Annotated in this window: 15 protein-coding genes; 11 read left to right on the top strand and 4 right to left on the bottom strand. The window is 65.6% G+C overall.

What is annotated here, in order from left to right:
• Positions 1–25: 25 nt before the first annotated feature.
• The 5 genes from JOD97_RS26155 to JOD97_RS26135 all read left to right on the top strand — a co-directional run bounded on the left by JOD97_RS26155 (position 26) and on the right by JOD97_RS26135 (position 7,077).
• Positions 26–655, top strand: coding sequence for an ANTAR domain-containing response regulator (locus JOD97_RS26155; protein WP_209725082.1), 630 nt, complete (start codon positions 26–28; stop codon positions 653–655).
• A 257-nt stretch (positions 656–912) separates the two neighbouring features.
• On the top strand, positions 913–1,368 hold the full coding sequence (locus JOD97_RS26150; RefSeq protein ID WP_209725080.1) for a response regulator: 456 nt from the start codon (positions 913–915) through the stop codon (positions 1,366–1,368).
• 98 nt (positions 1,369–1,466) lie between these two features.
• On the top strand, positions 1,467–2,573 hold the full coding sequence (locus JOD97_RS26145; RefSeq protein WP_209725078.1) for an S-(hydroxymethyl)glutathione dehydrogenase/class III alcohol dehydrogenase: 1,107 nt from the start codon (positions 1,467–1,469) through the stop codon (positions 2,571–2,573).
• Between the two features lie 139 nt (positions 2,574–2,712).
• Entirely contained in the window at positions 2,713–4,713 is a 2,001-nt protein-coding gene (locus JOD97_RS26140) for a M56 family metallopeptidase (protein WP_209725076.1), read from the top strand.
• A gap of 66 nt (positions 4,714–4,779) precedes the next feature.
• Positions 4,780–7,077, top strand: a complete 2,298-nt coding sequence (locus JOD97_RS26135) for a UvrD-helicase domain-containing protein (protein ID WP_209725074.1) — start codon at positions 4,780–4,782, stop codon at positions 7,075–7,077.
• A 135-nt stretch (positions 7,078–7,212) separates the two neighbouring features.
• Here JOD97_RS26135 and JOD97_RS26130 read toward each other — a convergent pair whose 3' ends face one another.
• The 3 genes from JOD97_RS26130 to JOD97_RS26120 form a co-directional block, all read right to left on the bottom strand.
• The gene (locus JOD97_RS26130) at positions 7,213–7,995 is read right to left on the bottom strand and encodes a BPSS1780 family membrane protein (RefSeq protein WP_209725072.1); all 783 of its coding nucleotides are present in this window, start codon (positions 7,993–7,995) and stop codon (positions 7,213–7,215) included.
• Complete coding sequence (locus JOD97_RS26125; protein ID WP_209725070.1) at positions 7,995–8,951, bottom strand: homoserine kinase; 957 nt, start codon at positions 8,949–8,951, stop codon at positions 7,995–7,997. Before JOD97_RS26125 ends, JOD97_RS26130 begins: the two co-directional genes overlap by 1 nt.
• Positions 8,952–9,056: 105 nt before the next feature.
• Complete coding sequence (locus JOD97_RS26120; RefSeq protein WP_209725068.1) at positions 9,057–9,467, bottom strand: hypothetical protein; 411 nt, start codon at positions 9,465–9,467, stop codon at positions 9,057–9,059.
• A 257-nt stretch (positions 9,468–9,724) separates the two neighbouring features.
• On the opposite strand from JOD97_RS26120, the gene polA reads away from it, so the two are divergent.
• From polA to JOD97_RS26090, 6 genes are all read left to right on the top strand, one after another.
• A complete protein-coding gene (polA, locus tag JOD97_RS26115) occupies positions 9,725–12,499 on the top strand; it encodes a DNA polymerase I (RefSeq protein WP_209725066.1) in 2,775 nt (924 codons plus the stop codon).
• A 201-nt stretch (positions 12,500–12,700) separates the two neighbouring features.
• Positions 12,701–13,585 carry a dienelactone hydrolase family protein gene (locus JOD97_RS26110; protein WP_209725064.1) on the top strand — a complete coding sequence of 295 codons (885 nt, stop codon included), beginning with the start codon at positions 12,701–12,703 and terminating at the stop codon, positions 13,583–13,585.
• Positions 13,586–13,729: 144 nt separating this feature from the next.
• The gene (locus JOD97_RS26105; RefSeq protein ID WP_209725380.1) at positions 13,730–14,482 is read left to right on the top strand and encodes a ZIP family metal transporter; all 753 of its coding nucleotides are present in this window, start codon (positions 13,730–13,732) and stop codon (positions 14,480–14,482) included.
• A gap of 62 nt (positions 14,483–14,544) precedes the next feature.
• The gene (locus JOD97_RS26100; RefSeq protein ID WP_209725063.1) at positions 14,545–14,799 is read left to right on the top strand and encodes a hypothetical protein; all 255 of its coding nucleotides are present in this window, start codon (positions 14,545–14,547) and stop codon (positions 14,797–14,799) included.
• Positions 14,800–14,847: 48 nt separating this feature from the next.
• Entirely contained in the window at positions 14,848–15,099 is a 252-nt protein-coding gene (locus JOD97_RS26095; protein WP_209725061.1) for a hypothetical protein, read from the top strand.
• A gap of 7 nt (positions 15,100–15,106) precedes the next feature.
• The gene (locus tag JOD97_RS26090) at positions 15,107–15,409 is read left to right on the top strand and encodes a hypothetical protein (RefSeq protein WP_209725058.1); all 303 of its coding nucleotides are present in this window, start codon (positions 15,107–15,109) and stop codon (positions 15,407–15,409) included.
• On the opposite strand, the gene JOD97_RS26085 is transcribed toward JOD97_RS26090, so the two are convergent.
• A complete protein-coding gene (locus tag JOD97_RS26085; protein WP_209725056.1) occupies positions 15,406–16,257 on the bottom strand; it encodes a sulfurtransferase in 852 nt (283 codons plus the stop codon). The genes JOD97_RS26090 and JOD97_RS26085 overlap by 4 nt on opposite strands.
• Positions 16,258–16,259 lie beyond the last annotated feature (2 nt).

Below are 16,259 nucleotides of genomic sequence, written 5' to 3'. Positions count from 1 at the left end.
AGCAATAGCCCAAGGTTGCCGTCACATGCCAGTTTCTCCTAGCCCCAAGCGTCTGATCCTTATCGTCGACGACGACCAACTGCTGCTCGACTTTCTCGGTGAAGTACTCGGCAACGCCGGCTACGACATCCTGAAGGCGTCTTCGGCCGAGCAAGCCTTGAACGTGATCGCCCAGCGCGAACCGGACCTGGCGCTGCTCGACATCCACATGCCCGGCATGACCGGCCTGGAGCTGGCCAAGCAGCTGCACGCGACCAGTTCGGTGCCGTTCATGTTCCTGTCCGGGCGCGGCGACGCCGACGCCGGCAAGCAGGCCGCCTCGTACGGCGCGGTCGGCTTCCTGGTCAAGCCGGTCGACGAGAAGCACCTGATGCCGGCGTTCGCCGCCGGCCTGGCGCGCGCCGACGAGATCCGCCAGCTGCGCCGCACCGAGCTCAACTTGAACGCCGCGCTGGCGGCCGGGCGCGAGACCAGCCTGGCCGTCGGCCTGCTGATGTGCAAATTCCAGACCGACCGCAACACCGCCTTCGAGGTGCTGCGCGACCACGCCCGCTCCAACCGCCGCAAGGTCAACGAGGTGGCCGACCAGCTGCTGGCGGCCGAGGAAACGTTAAACGGCCTGCACGCGGCCTTTAACCAACGTCTGAAAAAGTAGACAGCGCCGCTCGGTTTTCTGCGCAAGGCGGGTATTTCCCGCCTTTTTTGTTTCCGCATGGAATTTTTGTTGTACACTACCCACTAGCAACACCACCCCGCGCCGCAGGGCCTGATCTTCGCCTGCCGCCGCGCCGGCCGCCATTTCCCCGCGGCCGTCCCAACTTCCTCGGCCCAACTCCGCCGACCTTGCTCCCCGTTAGCCGCACCACCACCGCTACGGGCTTGGCATTGATTTTCAGCTTGTGCGGAGACATGATGACCAACGATTTTTCCAATGACACCTTGCGGCCGTTCAGCGACCAGGAGGGCGGCGCCGCGATCGGCTTTTCCATCTACGCGGCCGCGCCGCGCGTGCTGCACATCGACGCCGACGCCGACGCCGCGCTGGTGCTGGCCACGCTGCTGGTGCCGGAAACCCAGGTGACCCACGTGGCGACGCTGGCCGCCGCCAGCGAGCTGCTGCGCCGCGAGCAGTTCGCGCTGGTGGTGCTCGATCCGGACCTGCCCGACGGCGACGGCGGCGCGCTGCTGCACGGCCTGCGCCAGCACCAGCCGGACGCGCGCGTGCTGCTGTACTCGGCGCGCCACCCGGAACGCCACGTGGCCGGCGGCGGCTTCCTGCCCAAGCCGTGGACCTCGCCGCGCCAGCTGTGGCGCACGGTGTCGGACCTGCTGGCGGTCGGCCCGGCGATGCCGGCCGAGCCCCAATAGGCGGCGCTATCGCCGTTTGTCCCCCGGCTTGCTATGATGACGGATCACCGGAACGGTACGCCGTTCCGGTCCCCCGTACAACAGCCAGAGGACGAACAATGAAAACCAAAGCCGCCATTGCATGGCAAGCGGGCCAGCCGCTGACGATCGAGGAAGTCGAGCTGGGCGGACCGCGCGAGGGCGAAGTGCTGGTCGAGATCAAGGCCACCGGCATTTGCCACACCGACTACTACACCTTGTCCGGCGCCGATCCGGAGGGCATCTTCCCCGCCATCCTCGGCCACGAAGGCGCCGGCATCGTCGTCGACGTCGGCCCCGGCGTCAAATCGCTCAAGAAGGACGACCACGTCATCCCGCTGTACACGCCGGAATGCCGCCAGTGCAAATTCTGCCTGTCGCAAAAGACCAACCTGTGCCAGTCGATCCGCTCGACCCAGGGGCGCGGCCTGATGCCGGACGCCACCAGCCGCTTCTCCATCGACGGCAAGCCGATCTACCACTACATGGGCACGTCGACCTTCTCCAACTACATCGTGGTGCCGGAAATCGCGCTGGCCAAGATCCGCGAGGACGCGCCGTTCGACAAGGTCTGCTACATCGGTTGCGGCGTGACCACCGGCGTGGGCGCCGTGCTGTTCACCGCCAAGGTGGAGGCGGGCGCCAACGTCGTCGTGTTCGGCCTGGGCGGCATCGGCCTGAACGTGATCCAGGCGGCCAGGATGGTCGGCGCCGACAAGATCATCGGCGTCGACATCAACCCGGCGCGCCAGGAGATGGCGCGCAAGTTCGGCATGACCCACTTCATCAATCCGACCGAGGTGGAAAACGTCGTCGACACGATCGTCCAGCTGACCGACGGCGGCGCCGACTACAGCTTCGAGTGCATCGGCAACACCACCACGATGCGCCAGTCGCTCGAGTGCTGCCACAAGGGCTGGGGCCAGTCGATCATCATCGGCGTGGCGGCGGCGGGGCAGGAAATCTCCACCCGGCCGTTCCAGCTGGTCACGGGCCGGGTGTGGAAGGGCTCGGCCTTCGGCGGCGCGCGCGGCCGCACCGACGTGCCCAAGATCGTCGACTGGTATATGGAGGGCAAGCTCAATATCGACGACCTGATCACCCACCGCCTGCCGCTCGAGCGCATCAACGAGGGCTTCGACCTGATGAAGAGTGGCGAATCGATCCGCTCGGTGGTGATCTACTAGGCGCTGCGGGCCGCCCGCAATGGATGTAGAAAAAAAGTTCTAGACACGGCGTTCTAGATAATTTATTCTACATCCATCGACTGGGAGTGCGGCATGGACAAGTTTGGCGTAGCTGTAAATTCGCGGCGGGCGGGCGGCCATGGTTAGCGCCTGGTCCGCCCTGGTGCCGGCCATCGGCTGGGCGCTGCTGCATTTCATCTGGCAGGGGCTGCTGATCGGCTGGGGCGTGTCGCTGGCGCTGCTGTTGCTGCGCAAGGCGCGTCCGCAGACCCGTTACGCGGTCGCCTGCGCCGGCCTGCTGCTGTGCGCGGCGTTGCCGCTGGCCGGCGTCATCGCGCAGGTCAATGCCGCCGAGACCTCCTCTTTTTCCGGCGCCGGCCTTGGCGCCGCCTTGTTAATACCCGTTTTGTCGGCCGGCGCCGGCGCCGCGCCCGCCGCCAACCTGGTCGGCGACGGCACCATGGCCGCCTTGGAAGCCGCGCTGCGCGGGCAATTGCCGTGGATCGTCGGCCTGTGGCTGGGCGGCGCCGCGCTGATGGCGCTGCGGCTGGCCGTCGGCCTGCAATGGGTGGCCGAGCGCACCCGCGGCGACCACTACACCGTCAATCACTACTGGCAACGGCGATTGTCCGAGATGGCGCGCCGCTTCGGGATTCCGCAGCACGTGCGGCTGGGCGTGGCCGACCTGCTCGACAGCCCGATCACCGCCGGCTGCTGGCGCCCGATCGTGCTGGTGCCGGCCGCGCTGGTGACCGGCATGGCGCCCAACCTGCTCGAGGCGCTGCTGGCGCACGAGCTGGCGCATATCAAGCGGCGCGACTACCTGATCAACCTGATTCAAAGCGCGGTGGAAATCGTGCTGTTCTATCACCCTAGTGTTTGGGCCTTGTCGCGCCGTATCCGTGTAGAGCGAGAACAAATCGCCGATGACCTTGCAGTGAGCATGCTCGGTCAACCGCAGGTGCTGGCCAAGGCCTTGTCCGAGCTGGATCAATTCCAGTTCGATACCACACAACTAGCCCACGCGGCTCACGGAGGAAATCTCATGTCTCGTATCAAACGCCTGCTGCGTCCCGATGTTGAACCGGTCAGCTGGAAGATGGCGGTGCCGCTGATCGGCCTGTGCGCGGCCAGCGCCGTGTTTTATGTGCAGGCGGCAACGCAGCCGCCAGCGCCGCCCGCGCCGGTGGCGGCCGCCGCGCCGCCGGCCTTGCCCGCGCTGCCTGCGGCGTCCGCGCCGCCCGCGCCGCCGGCAGCGGCCGCTCCGGTTGCAGCAGTTGCGCCAGTTGCGCCAGCCGCGGCGGTGGCCGCAGCGGCTCCGGCGCCGGCCGTGCCGGCCATTCCCGCGACCCCGGCCATGCCGCCGGCGCCGGTTTCCGCGGCATCCACCTGGGAACGCGACGGCAGCGCCTACGCCATCGTCCGCGGCGGCGATGAGCGCATGACGGTGTCGGCCAACCGTAAGGACCTGGCCAGGGTCGAAGCCCTGCGCCGCTCCGTCAGGGGCGACTTCGTTTGGTTCCGCGACGGCGACAAGGCCTACCTGATCCAGGACCCGGCGTTCATCGCCAAGGTCCAGCAGGTGTGGGAGCCCGCCAACCGCATCGGTGCCCAAATGGACGAGCAGGGCCAGAAAATGGATCAGCACAGCAAGGTGATGGACGGCATCAGCGCCAAGCTGGAGGCCGAGGCGCGCGAGACGGCGCGCGGGACCGAGCGCGACATGGAACTCCACCATCGCGCCATGGAGCAAGTCGCGCGGCAACAGGAGTCCATCGGCCGCCGCATGGAGCAGCTCGCGCGCGAGGTGGAGCGCGACCCGGACCAGGCAAAAATCCGCAGCTTCCACGAGCAACAGGAAAAATTACGTGCCGAGATGGTGCCGCTGAGCAAGCAAATGGCGCAATTCCAACGTGACATCGCGGCGCAGACCGCCAAGCTGCAGGCGGCCCGGGCGCCGATGCGCGAGCTGGAGCGGAAAATGGCCGAAGCGAGCAGGCCGATGGCGGAACTGGGCGCGCGCATGGGCGAGCTGGGCCGCCAGCAGGCCCAGGCCAGCCGCGAGGCCGAGCGCGCGATGAAGGCGCTGGTCCGGGACGCGGTGAGGAGCGGCGCGGCCACGCCGGCGCCGTCGGCCTAGCGGAGCGGGCTCCGCTTTGACTGGAGTTTTATCCAGTGATTTTGCTGCTTGCCGTATAATCACTGGATGCAAAATCTTCTTCACAATCTCAACGACGAACAGCTCGCCGCCGTGACCTTGCCGGCCCAAAGCGCCCTGATTCTGGCGGGCGCCGGCTCCGGCAAAACCCGCGTACTGACGACCCGCATCGCCTGGCTGATCCAGACCGGGCAGGTGTCGCCGTCCGGCATCCTGGCCGTGACCTTCACCAACAAGGCCGCCAAGGAAATGACGACGCGTTTGTCGGCGATGTTGCCGATCAATACACGCGGCATGTGGATCGGCACCTTCCACGGATTGTGCAACCGCCTGCTGCGCACCCACCACCGCGACGCCGCGTTGCCGCAGACGTTCCAGATCCTCGACTCGCAGGACCAGCTGTCGGCGATCAAGCGCCTGCTCAAGGCCAACAACGTCGACGACGAGAAGTTCCCGCCGAAGGATGTGATGTACTTCATCAACGGCGCCAAGGACCAGGGCTTGCGCGCCGACAAGATCGACCCGTACAACGCCGACGAGCGCAAGAAGGTCGAGCTATACCAGATGTACGACGATCAATGCCAGCGCGAAGGCGTGGTCGACTTCGCCGAGCTGTTGCTGCGCACGTATGAACTGCTCAGCCGCAACCAGCCGCTGCGCCAGCATTACCAGCAGCGCTTCCAGCACATCCTGGTCGACGAGTTCCAGGACACCAACGATCTGCAATACAAGTGGCTCAAGCTGCTGGCCGGCCACGGCGAGCAGGGCGGCGGCGCCTTGTTCGCCGTCGGCGACGACGACCAGAGCATCTACGCCTTCCGCGGCGCCAACGTTGGCAACATGAGCGCGTTCGAGCGCGAGTTCCACGTCAAGAACCTGATCAAGCTCGAGCAGAACTACCGCTCGCACGGCCACATCCTCGACGCCGCCAACGTGCTGATCGCCAACAACAGCAAGCGGCTGGGCAAGAACCTGCGCACCGACGCCGGCCATGGCGAGCCGGTGCGCGTGTACGAGGCCAGCTCCGACCTGGCCGAGGCGCAATGGATCATCGAGGAAACCAAGAACCTGATCGCCGACGGCGCCTCGCGCAGCGAGATCGCGGTGCTGTACCGCTCCAACGCGCAATCGCGGGTGATCGAGCACGCCTTGTTCTCGGCCGGCATCCCGTACCACGTGTACGGCGGCCTGCGCTACTTCCAGCGCGCCGAGGTCAAGCACGCGATCGCGTACCTGCAACTGATGGACAACCCGCACAACGACTCGGCCTTCCTGCGCGTGGTCAACTTCCCCACGCGCGGCATCGGCCTGCGCTCGATCGAGGCGCTGCAGGCGGCGGCCGACCAGCACCGGGTGTCGCTGTACGCGGCGGTGCCCTACGTCATGGGCAAGGCCGGCTCGTCGCTGGGCGGCTTCGTCAAGCTGATCGAGGGCGCCCGCTTCGAAACGCAGCAGATGGCGCTGCCGGAACTGGTGCGCGTGGTGCTCGAGGCCAGCGGCCTGCTGGCGCACTACCAGACCGAAAAGGAAGGCGCCGACCGCATCGAGAACTTGGAGCAAATGGTCAGCGCGGCGACGCAATTCGTCGCCGAGGAAGGCTTCGGCCAGGGCGCGCCGGCGCATCTGGGGCCGCGCTCGCAGGAACAATCCGGCCTGCCGGTGGTCAACGAGGACGGCCTCGAAATCCTCGACGCCGACGCCCCGCTGGCGACGGTGATGTCGCCGCTGTCGGCGTTCCTGTCGCACGCATCGCTGGAGGCGGGCGACAACCAGGCCACGGCCGGGCAGGAAGCGGTGCAGATGATGACGGTGCACTCGGCCAAGGGGCTGGAGTTCAACAACGTCTTCATCACCGGGCTGGAGGAGGGCTTGTTCCCGCACGAAAGCAGCTCGCGCGAGGACGGCGGCGTGGAGGAGGAGCGGCGCCTGATGTACGTGGCGATCACGCGCGCGCGGCAGCGTCTGTACATGTGCTTCGCGCAGACGCGCATGCTGCACGGGCAAACCCGCTACAACATGAAATCGCGCTTCTTCGACGAATTGCCCGAGGAATCGCTCAAATGGCTATCGCCGAAGGTGCAATCGCACTGGTTCGCCAACAAGAAAACGCCGTGGGACGACGTGGTGCCGCTGGCCGGCTCGGACAACGCCATCGCGCAAAAGATCGCGCACAAGTCGGCGGGCGCGGGCTGGCGCATCGGCGAATCGGTCGCGCACGGCAAATTCGGCGAAGGCGTCATCGTCAACATCGAAGGCAGCGGCACCAACGCCCGCGCGCAGATCAACTTCGGCAGCAGCGGCATGAAGGTGCTCGACCTCAGCATCGCCAAGCTCGAGCGCATATAACTCCAGGGTCAGGTCCACCATTTCTACACGAGCTCAACCCTATGACCGTGAAACGGCGGGGTTGAGCGTGCCGTTGCGTGCGGCCCAAGGTGCCACGGTCCCGCCCGTGTAGAAATGGTGGACCTGACCCCGGAGTTAAAGCAACGGTTGCGGGGGCTCGGACTTGGGCGGGGCCGCCGTTTCCGGGGCGCCGAAGATTTGGCGGTAGGCGGTATATAAGGTGCAGTGCGTGAGCACGATGGTGATCAGGAATAGCGTGAAGATGCCCGCCACCGCCAGCTGCGAGGTGCCGAGGATTAGCACGACGATCTTGCAACCGACGAAGTACAGCAGGTGCAGCGTCACCGCCGCCGTCAGGAACGCCTTCCAGCCGCGGAACACCGCCACCACGCTGAAAAACAGCGCTTTGTTCAGATTCATCTTTTGCCAGTAGATCAGCGGCGCCGCCAGGCACGTCAGCAGCCAGCCCACCGTGTAGATCGTCGACGAGGTGAACGCGGCGCCCAGCAAGCCTTCCAGCTGGCTCTGGTCGATCTGCGGCGGACGCGTGCTCATCTGCATCACCGCGTCGCCGGCCATCGCGTACAGCACCCCCAGCGCGATCACCAGCAACAGCAGGTTGAGCACGCCCATCGCCAGCAGCCCGTTGCGCGCCGGCTTGCGGAAGCCGCTCAGCAACAGATTCGGCAGCGCGCGCTTGCCCTGGTCGACCTGCGCGCAGCCCTCCAGCAGCGCGATCGAGAACAGCGGCGTGAGGATGAATGGCGCGATCTGCCCCAGCAGCGGCACGATCATCGAGATCAGCGAGACGAACATGCAGCAGAAGAACAGCGCCATCAGGCCGCCGGGCTGCTTGCGGAACAGCTGCATGCCCTGCTTGACCCATTGCCAACCGGCGCGCGCGGGGAATTTATTCATCAGAAAAGCTTCGGCGCCAGCGTGGCGATGCGTTCGCGCAAGATGCGCTCAAAGTGGGTCGGATCGTGCGGGGTCAGCATTTCGGCTTCGCGCGGCAGGTAGTAGTCGTACAGGCGCGACAGCCAGAAGCGCAGCGCCGCCGCCCGCAGCATCGGCTGCCACGCGGTTTGCTCGGCGTCGGTGAACGGGCGCACCGCGTGGTAGGCGTCGAGCAGCGCGCGCACGCGGGCCGTGTCGAGCACGCCCGTGTCGAGGGCGATGCACCAGTCGTTGACGGTGACGGCGACGTCGAACAGCCAGGTGTCGCAGCCGGCGAAGTAAAAGTCGAAGAAGCCGGTCAGCCGCTCGCCGTCGAACATGACGTTGTTGCGGAACAGGTCGGCGTGCACGGGGCCGCTTTGCAGCCGGCGGTAGGTGTCGCAGCCGGCGAACGCTTCCTGGAAGTGCATCTCGGCCTTGAGCAGGTGCGCGTTGCTGTCCGACAAGAAGGGCAGCACTTGCGGCGTGGTCGCGTTCCACCAGTCCAGGCCGCGCAGGTTGGGCTGTTGCAGCGGGTAGTCGCGGCCGGCCAGGTGCATGCGCGCGAGCATGGCGCCCACCTCGGCGCAGTGCGCCGGGCGCGGGTCCATCTGCGAGCTGCCTTCGAGCTTGGTGACGATGGACGCCGGCTTGCCGTGCAGCGGCACGATCAGCTCGCCCGTGGCGGTGGCCACCGGCGCCGGCACGGCCACGCCGCGGTCGGCCAGGTGGCGCATCAGGTTCAGATAGAACGGCAGTTGCTCGAACGATAAGTTTTCAAAGATCGTGAGCACGAACTCGCCGCGCTCCGTGGTCAGGAAAAAATTGCTGTTCTCGATGCCGGAGGCGATGCCCTTGAGGGCCAGCGGCTTGCCGAGGGGGAATTGCGTGATCCACTGGTTGATATCGTCCAGGGTGACCGGGGTAAACACTGCCATGTGAAAACTTGATGAGGTTCGGTGGGTCGGCCGCCGCCGTGGCGGTGGGCCGGGATGCCTGCCGGAGCAGGCGCGTCTTTTGTATTTTTGGTGATACTACCGGATTTACTTGGCGGCCGGCGCGGGCGGCGGCGGTGGCGCGTCCGTGTCGGCGGCGGCCTCGTCTTCCGGGTTTTTCTTTTTCTTGCCGCCAAACGTCATCACCGTCCACTGCGGGCCGCGCGCGGGGCCGGACATGGCGTCGCCCGGCAGCGCGCTGCCGACCGGGTGGGTGGGACGCAAGGTGTACGTGCTCGGACCGCTTTTGACGGTCGCTTCCACCACGTTGCCGCTGTTGTCGCGGCGTTCGGTGATCTGGCGCTCGGGCGCCGGCTTGGCCGTCACGGTGATCGGATCGTCGGCCACCTCCTCGATTTTTTCCAGCTTGGGCGGAGCCTGGCTCGGGGTCGACTGCGCGTACGCGTTGGCGCCGAGCGTCAGCAGGAGGGCCGGCCAGAGGAGGAGGGTGCGCGTCATGATGGATCGCCTTAGTAGGTAAAAAGCCGTGGAATTTTTATGTATGATCCATTGTAACAAACAGACACGCTTCGCTGTGGACGGCGGCCCATTTCCGGCCGTTTTCCGCCGGATTCGGTGCGTATTTTCCAACAGGAAATATTGAATATTGTCATACTTGAAACGCGGGCGCGAGCGGCGGGCGGCGGCCAAAACCTGCGATAATGCGGCATTCGCGGCAAAGCGCGCGCTTTCGCCCTCACATCTCTCTAGTTCCTATGCAAAATACCCTGCTGTTAGTTGACGGTTCCAGTTACCTTTACCGCGCCTTCCACGCGCTGCCCGACCTGCGCAGCCCGGACGGCCACCCGACCGGCGCCATGCACGGCATGGTCAACATGCTGCGCCGCCTGCGCGCCGATTACCCGGCCGCCTACATCGCCTGCGTGTTCGACGCCAAGGGCAAGACCTTCCGCGACGACATGTATCCCGACTACAAGGCCACGCGCGCGCCGATGCCGGACGACCTGCGCCTGCAGATCGAGCCGATCCATGTCGCCGTCAAGGCCATGGGCTGGCCGATCCTGATGGTCGACGGCGTCGAGGCCGACGACGTCATCGGCACGCTGTCCGTTGACGCGGCCAGGGCCGGCATGAAGGTGGTGGTGTCGACCGGCGACAAGGATCTGGCGCAACTGGTCAATCCGCAAGTCATGCTGATCAACACGATGACCAACGAGAAGATGGACGAGGCCGGCGTGCTGGCCAAGTTCGGCGTGCCGCCGAACCGCATCATCGATTACCTGACCCTGATCGGCGACACCGTCGACAACGTGCCCGGCGTGGCCAAGTGCGGCCCGAAGACGGCGCTCAAGTGGCTGACCCAGTACGACAGCCTCGACGGCGTGATGGCCAACGCCGACAAGATCACCGGCGCCGTCGGCGAAAACCTGCGCAAGGCGCTCGAGTGGCTGCCGAAGGGCCGCGAACTGATCACCGTCAAGACCGACTGCGACCTGTCCGAGCACATGATGTCGATCAGCGAATCGCTGGTGGCGCGCCCCGAGGACCAGGAAACGCTGCTCACCTTCTTCGGCCAATACGGCTTCAAGACCTTGCTGCGCGAATTGAACGCGCTGACGCCGGCCGCGCCGATCGGCGCCCCGGGCAAGGCGGCCGCCGCCGCCGTCGCCGCCGGTGGCGCGGTCTCGGCCAATGGCGACCTGTTTGGCGAAGTGCCGAAGGTCAACGTCAACTACGAAACCGTGTTCACCGACGAGCAGCTCGACCAGTGGATCGCGCTGATCGGCGCCGCCGAACTGACCGCCGTCGACACCGAGACCACGTCGCTCGAGCCGATGACGGCGCAGCTGGTCGGCATCTCGCTGTCGGTGCAGCCGGGCGTGGCGTGCTACATCCCGGTCGCGCACGCCTACCCCGGCGTGCCGCAACAGCTGACGCGCGAGCACGTGCTGGACAAACTCAAGCCCTGGCTGGAGGACGAGACCAAGCTCAAGGTCGGCCAGAACCTGAAGTACGACAGCCACATCTTCGCCAACCACGGCGTGCGCCTGCGCGGCATCCATCACGACACCTTGCTGCAATCGTATGTGTTCGAATCGCACCGCACGCACGACATGGACGGCTTGGCGCTGCGCCACCTGAACCACACGACGATCCCGTTCGTCGACGTCTGCGGCAAGGGCGCGAGCATGATCACCTTCGACAAGGTGGACATCGCGCGCGCCACCGAATACGCGGCCGAGGACGCCGACATCACGCTGCGCCTGCACCTGGCGATGATCGGCGAGGTCGAGACCGACGAGCGCCTGCGCTACATCTACCGCAACATCGAGCTGCCGACCGCCGTGGTGCTGCAAAAGATCGAGCGCAACGGCGTGCACATCGACGCCGCGCTGCTGGACCTGCAGTCGGCCGAGCTGGGCGCGCGCATCGCCGAGCTGGAGGCGAAGGCGCACGAGCTGGCCGAGCAACCGTTCAACCTCGGCTCGCCGAAGCAGATCGGCGAGATCTTCTTCGACAAGCTCAAGCTGCCGGTGGTGAAAAAGACCCCGAGCGGGGCGCCGTCGACCGACGAGGAGGTGCTGCAAAAGCTGGCCGAGGACTATCCGCTGCCGAAGGTGCTGCTGGAGTACCGCAGCCTGTCGAAGCTGAAGTCGACCTACACCGACAAGCTGCCCAAGGGCATCAACAAGGAAACCGGCCGCGTGCACACCAACTACGCGCAGGCGGTGGCGGTGACGGGGCGTCTGGCGTCGAACGATCCGAACCTGCAGAACATCCCGATCCGCACCAAGGAGGGGCGCCGCATCCGCGAGGCGTTCATCGCGCCGCCGGGCAGCCATATCGTCTCGGCCGACTATTCGCAGATCGAGCTGCGCATCATGGCGCACATCTCGGGCGACGAGAACATGCTGCGCGCCTTCGCCGAGGGCGTCGACATCCACCGCGCCACCGCCGCCGAGATCTTCGGCGTGGCGCCGGACGAGGTGTCGAGCGAGCAGCGCCGCTACGCCAAGGTCATCAACTTCGGCCTGATCTACGGCATGAGCGCGTTCGGCCTGGCCGCCAACCTGGGCATCGAGCGCGCCGCCGCGCAGAGCTACATCGACCGTTATTTCGCGCGCTTCTCGGGCGTCAAGCAGTATATGGACGACACGCGGCTGCAGGCCAAGGCGCGCGGTTACGTGGAGACGGTGTTCGGACGCCGGCTGTGGCTGCCGGAGATCAATTCGCCCAACGGTCCGCGCCGCCAGGGCGCCGAGCGCGCCGCGATCAACGCGCCGATGCAGGGCACGGCGGCCGACCTGATCAAGCTGGCGATGGTGGCGGTGCAGGATTGGCTCGAAAAGGACCAGCTGCAAACGAAGATGATCATGCAGGTGCACGACGAGCTGGTGCTGGAGGTGCCGGACGCCGAGCTGGAGCTGGTCAAGCGCAAGCTGCCGGAGTTGATGGCCGGGGTGGCGCAGTTGAAGGTGCCGCTGACGGCCGAAGTCGGCGTCGGCAAGAACTGGGACGAGGCGCATTAAGTAGGTGCTTCAATCGCGATCGGCGGCTCGTCGATGGCGGATTACGCTGCGCTAATCAGCCCTACGTGGAACAACGCCACGCATAGTATAGAAACGAGGAAACACGTAGGGCGGATTAGGCGGCACGCCGTAATCCGCCAAGCGCCGCCAACAGCGCATGAATCAACAAATTACCAACCAACGTAGTCACAGGAGGAATCGATGGATGATTTGAAGCGGGACGCGGAGAGTTTGCTGACGAAAACCAGCCTGTCGGACGGTGTCGACCGCCGCGACTTCCTCAAGGTGGCGTTGGGCACCGGCTTCGCCGCCGCCGCGCTGCCGGTGATGGCGCAAAACGTCATCAAAACCGACGCCACGGGCCTGACCGCCGGCACCATCACCATCAAGGTCGGCGGCCAGACCGTCCCCGTCTACCGCGCCCAGCCGGAAGGCAAGACCAACCTGCCGGTGGTGCTGGTGATCTCCGAAATCTTCGGCGTGCACGAGCACATCGCCGACGTCGCCCGCCGCTTCGCCAAGCTCGGCTACCTGGCGCTGGCGCCGGACCTGTTCGTGCGCCAGGGCGATCCGCAAAAAGCCGCCTCGATCGCCGACCTGCAGCGCGACATCATCGCCAAAACCCCGGACGCGCAAGTGATGGCCGACCTCGACGCGGTGGTCGCCTGGGCCAAGGCCAACGGCGGCAATCCCGACAAGATCGGCATCACCGGCTTCTGCTGGGGCGGACGCGTCACCTGGATGTACGCGGCCCACAATCCGTCGCTCAAGGCCGGCGTGGCCTGGTACGGCCGCCTGGTCGGCACTTCCAACGCCATGACGCCCACCAATCCGATCGATATCGCGGCCACCCTGAACGTGCCGGTGCTGGGCCTGTACGGCGCCAAGGACACCGGCATCACCGAGGATTCGATCAAGGCGATGCAGGCCATGCTGGCCAAGGGCCCGAACAAATCGACCTTCGTCATCTACCCCAATTCCGGCCACGCCTTCCACGCCGACTACCGTCCCAGCTACGTGGAGGCGGACGCCAAGGACGGCTGGGGCCGGATGCTGGCGTGGTTCAGGCAAAACGGCGTCGCCTGAGGCGCCGATAACGCCGGTTTGACTGTTTTTAGCCAAAAATGAGCACGAAAGCGTGCCGGGCGGTAAAATAACGCCCCCGGCCTGCGCAGCGGCGGCACGGCTCCAGGAACTAGAGGCTATAACATCGATCCCTTACTCATCTCCATCTTACTGGCGACCACACTAGCCGGCGTCCTCAGCATTTCAGCCGCTGCCGTGTTCTCGTTTACGCTGCTGTCGAAGGTGGTCGAGCGCATGGTCAGCCTGTCGGTCGGCATCATGCTGTCGACGTCGCTGCTGCACGCCTTGCCGGAAGCGTTCGAATCGCACGCCAGCGCGCGCAGCCTGTTCGCCACCTTGCTGGCGGGCCTGCTGGCGTTCTTCCTGCTGGAAAAGCTGGCCATCATGCGTCACTCGCACCACCACGAGGGCGACGGCCACCACCACCATCACGGGCACGACAAGCACGAGGCGGGCAAGGCCGGCTGGATGATCCTGGTCGGCGACGGCATGCACAACTTCACCGACGGCATTTTGATCGCCGCCGCCTTCATGGCCAATCCGGAGCTGGGCCTGGTGACGGCGCTGGCCATCATCGCCCACGAGATCCCGCAGGAAATCGGCGACTTCATCGTGCTGCTCAATGCGGGCTTCTCGCGCACCCGGGCGTACGTCTACAATTTGCTGTGCAGTTTGCTGGCGATCGCCGGCGGCCTGCTGGGCTATTACACCTTGGACCGCGCCAGCGGGCTGATTCCGTATGTGCTGGTGTTCGCCTCGTCGGGCTTCATCTATATCGCCGTGAGCGACCTGATGCCGCAGATGCAGCGCCGCGCCACGTTGCGCGAATCGGTGCCGCAGGTGCTGCTGATCGCTACCGGCGTCGCTATCGTGCTGTTCCTGACCGGCGGTCATTGATCGGCGCGTCCCGTTTGCGCTGATACGCTTGCGCCCAACGCCGCCGGGCGTATCATGGCGGGATGAACTCCAGAGAAAAGAAGCAGGCGGAAGCGTTAGCGGCCCTCTCGGCCGCCGACCGCGCTCGGCTGGAGCGTCTGGCGGCGCGTGCCGACGTCAGCCCGGAAACGATATGGCCTGACGTGTGGCTGTATGGGTTCGAGGACACGGAGGAAAGCGTCGAGGCGAATCTGGCTGCCGAGGAAGACATCGCCGCTGGTCGGACGGTTTCCAACGAAGAGGTGATGGCAGGGCTTAAGCGGATAGTGGATCGATGAACTCCTCTCAAAAGAAGAAAGCAGAAGTTCTGGCGACCCTATCAGTCATTGACCGCGCGCCTGGACCGTTTGGCGGCCCGAGCCGAAGTGAGTGCCGAGGCAATCTGGAATGAAGTGTGGCTCTATGGATTCCAGGACATTGAAGAGAGCGTCGACGCGGATCTTGAGGCGCAGGAGGACATTGCCGCAGGCAGGACAATACCCCATGAAGAGGTGATGGCGCAGGCTCGCCGCAATTTGGAGTCAAATGTCCGGCGAGAAAAGAATCAGGCGAAAGCGTTAGCGGGCTTAAGCGGATAGTGGAAATATGGATTCCAGCCGAAATAAACAGTTAGAAGCGCTAACCGCACTCTCGGCTGGAGACCGCTCAAGGCTTGAGCGGCTGGCCGTGATGGCAAAACTGAGCGCCGAAGATTTGTGGCCGGATGTTTGGCTTTACGGTTTCGACGATGTGGAGGAGGGCATCCGCGCAGATATTGAAGCCGACGAGTATTTCAAGTCGAATGTAGGCATCGACAACGCGGAAGTGATGGGGGAGGTTAGAAATTTGATTGCCATTCATGGCAAAACCCAAGCTCTAAGCGGGACGCGACATACCCGCCGGCCTTAACCGCCCGTCGCCACCGGCCGCGCCGGGTCCGCGCACCACTCGCTCCACGAGCCGGGATACAGCGCCGCGCCGGGCAGGCCGGCGATCTCCAACGCCAGCAAATTGTGGCAGGCCGTCGCGCCCGAGCCGCACTGCATGATCGCCAGCGGCGCGGCCGCGAACAACGGCGAAAATTCCCGCTTCAGCTGCTCGGCGTCCTTGAACCGTCCGTCCGCCGTCAGATTGTCCTTGAAGAAGCGGTTCTTGGCGCCCGGGATATGGCCGCCGACCGGATCGATGGTCTCGTTCTCGCCGCGGAAGCGGTCCGGCGCGCGCGCGTCCACCACCACCCGCGTCTGCGTGACCAGGTTCGATTCCACGTCGTCGACCGTCACCGTGTGCGCCAGCGACGGCTTGTCGCTGATCGTGCCGCCGGCGCGCGCGACCGTCATCGTCACCAAGGGCAAGCCTTGCGACTGCCACGCGGCCAGGCCGCCGTCGAGCACCGCCACCGCCGGATGGCCGACCCAGCGCAGCAGCCACCACAGCCGCGCGGCGAACATGCCGCCGTGCGCGTCGTAGGCCACTACTTGCGTGTCGTCGTTGATGCCCCAGCCGCGCAAGGTCGCGATCAGCGCGGCCCGCTCGGGCAGCGGGTGGCGGCCGCGGAACGTGCCGTCCGGCCCGGTCTTGGCGCCCGCCAGGTCGGTGTCGAGATGGGCGAACTGGGCGTTCTGGATGTGGCCGATGGCGTAGCCGTCGCGGCCCGCGTTCGGATTCATCAAGTCGTGCCGGCAATCGAGGATGACCCAGTTGTCATCGTTCACATGCTGGGACAGGTCGGCGGCGCTGATCAACGTGGTGTACATGG

Source organism: Duganella sp. 1411 (assembly GCF_017833525.1).
Classification (GTDB): domain Bacteria; phylum Pseudomonadota; class Gammaproteobacteria; order Burkholderiales; family Burkholderiaceae_D; genus Rugamonas.
The sequence above is the reverse complement of the archived record's forward strand: the minus strand, read 5'-3'. Positions and strand labels throughout refer to the sequence as shown.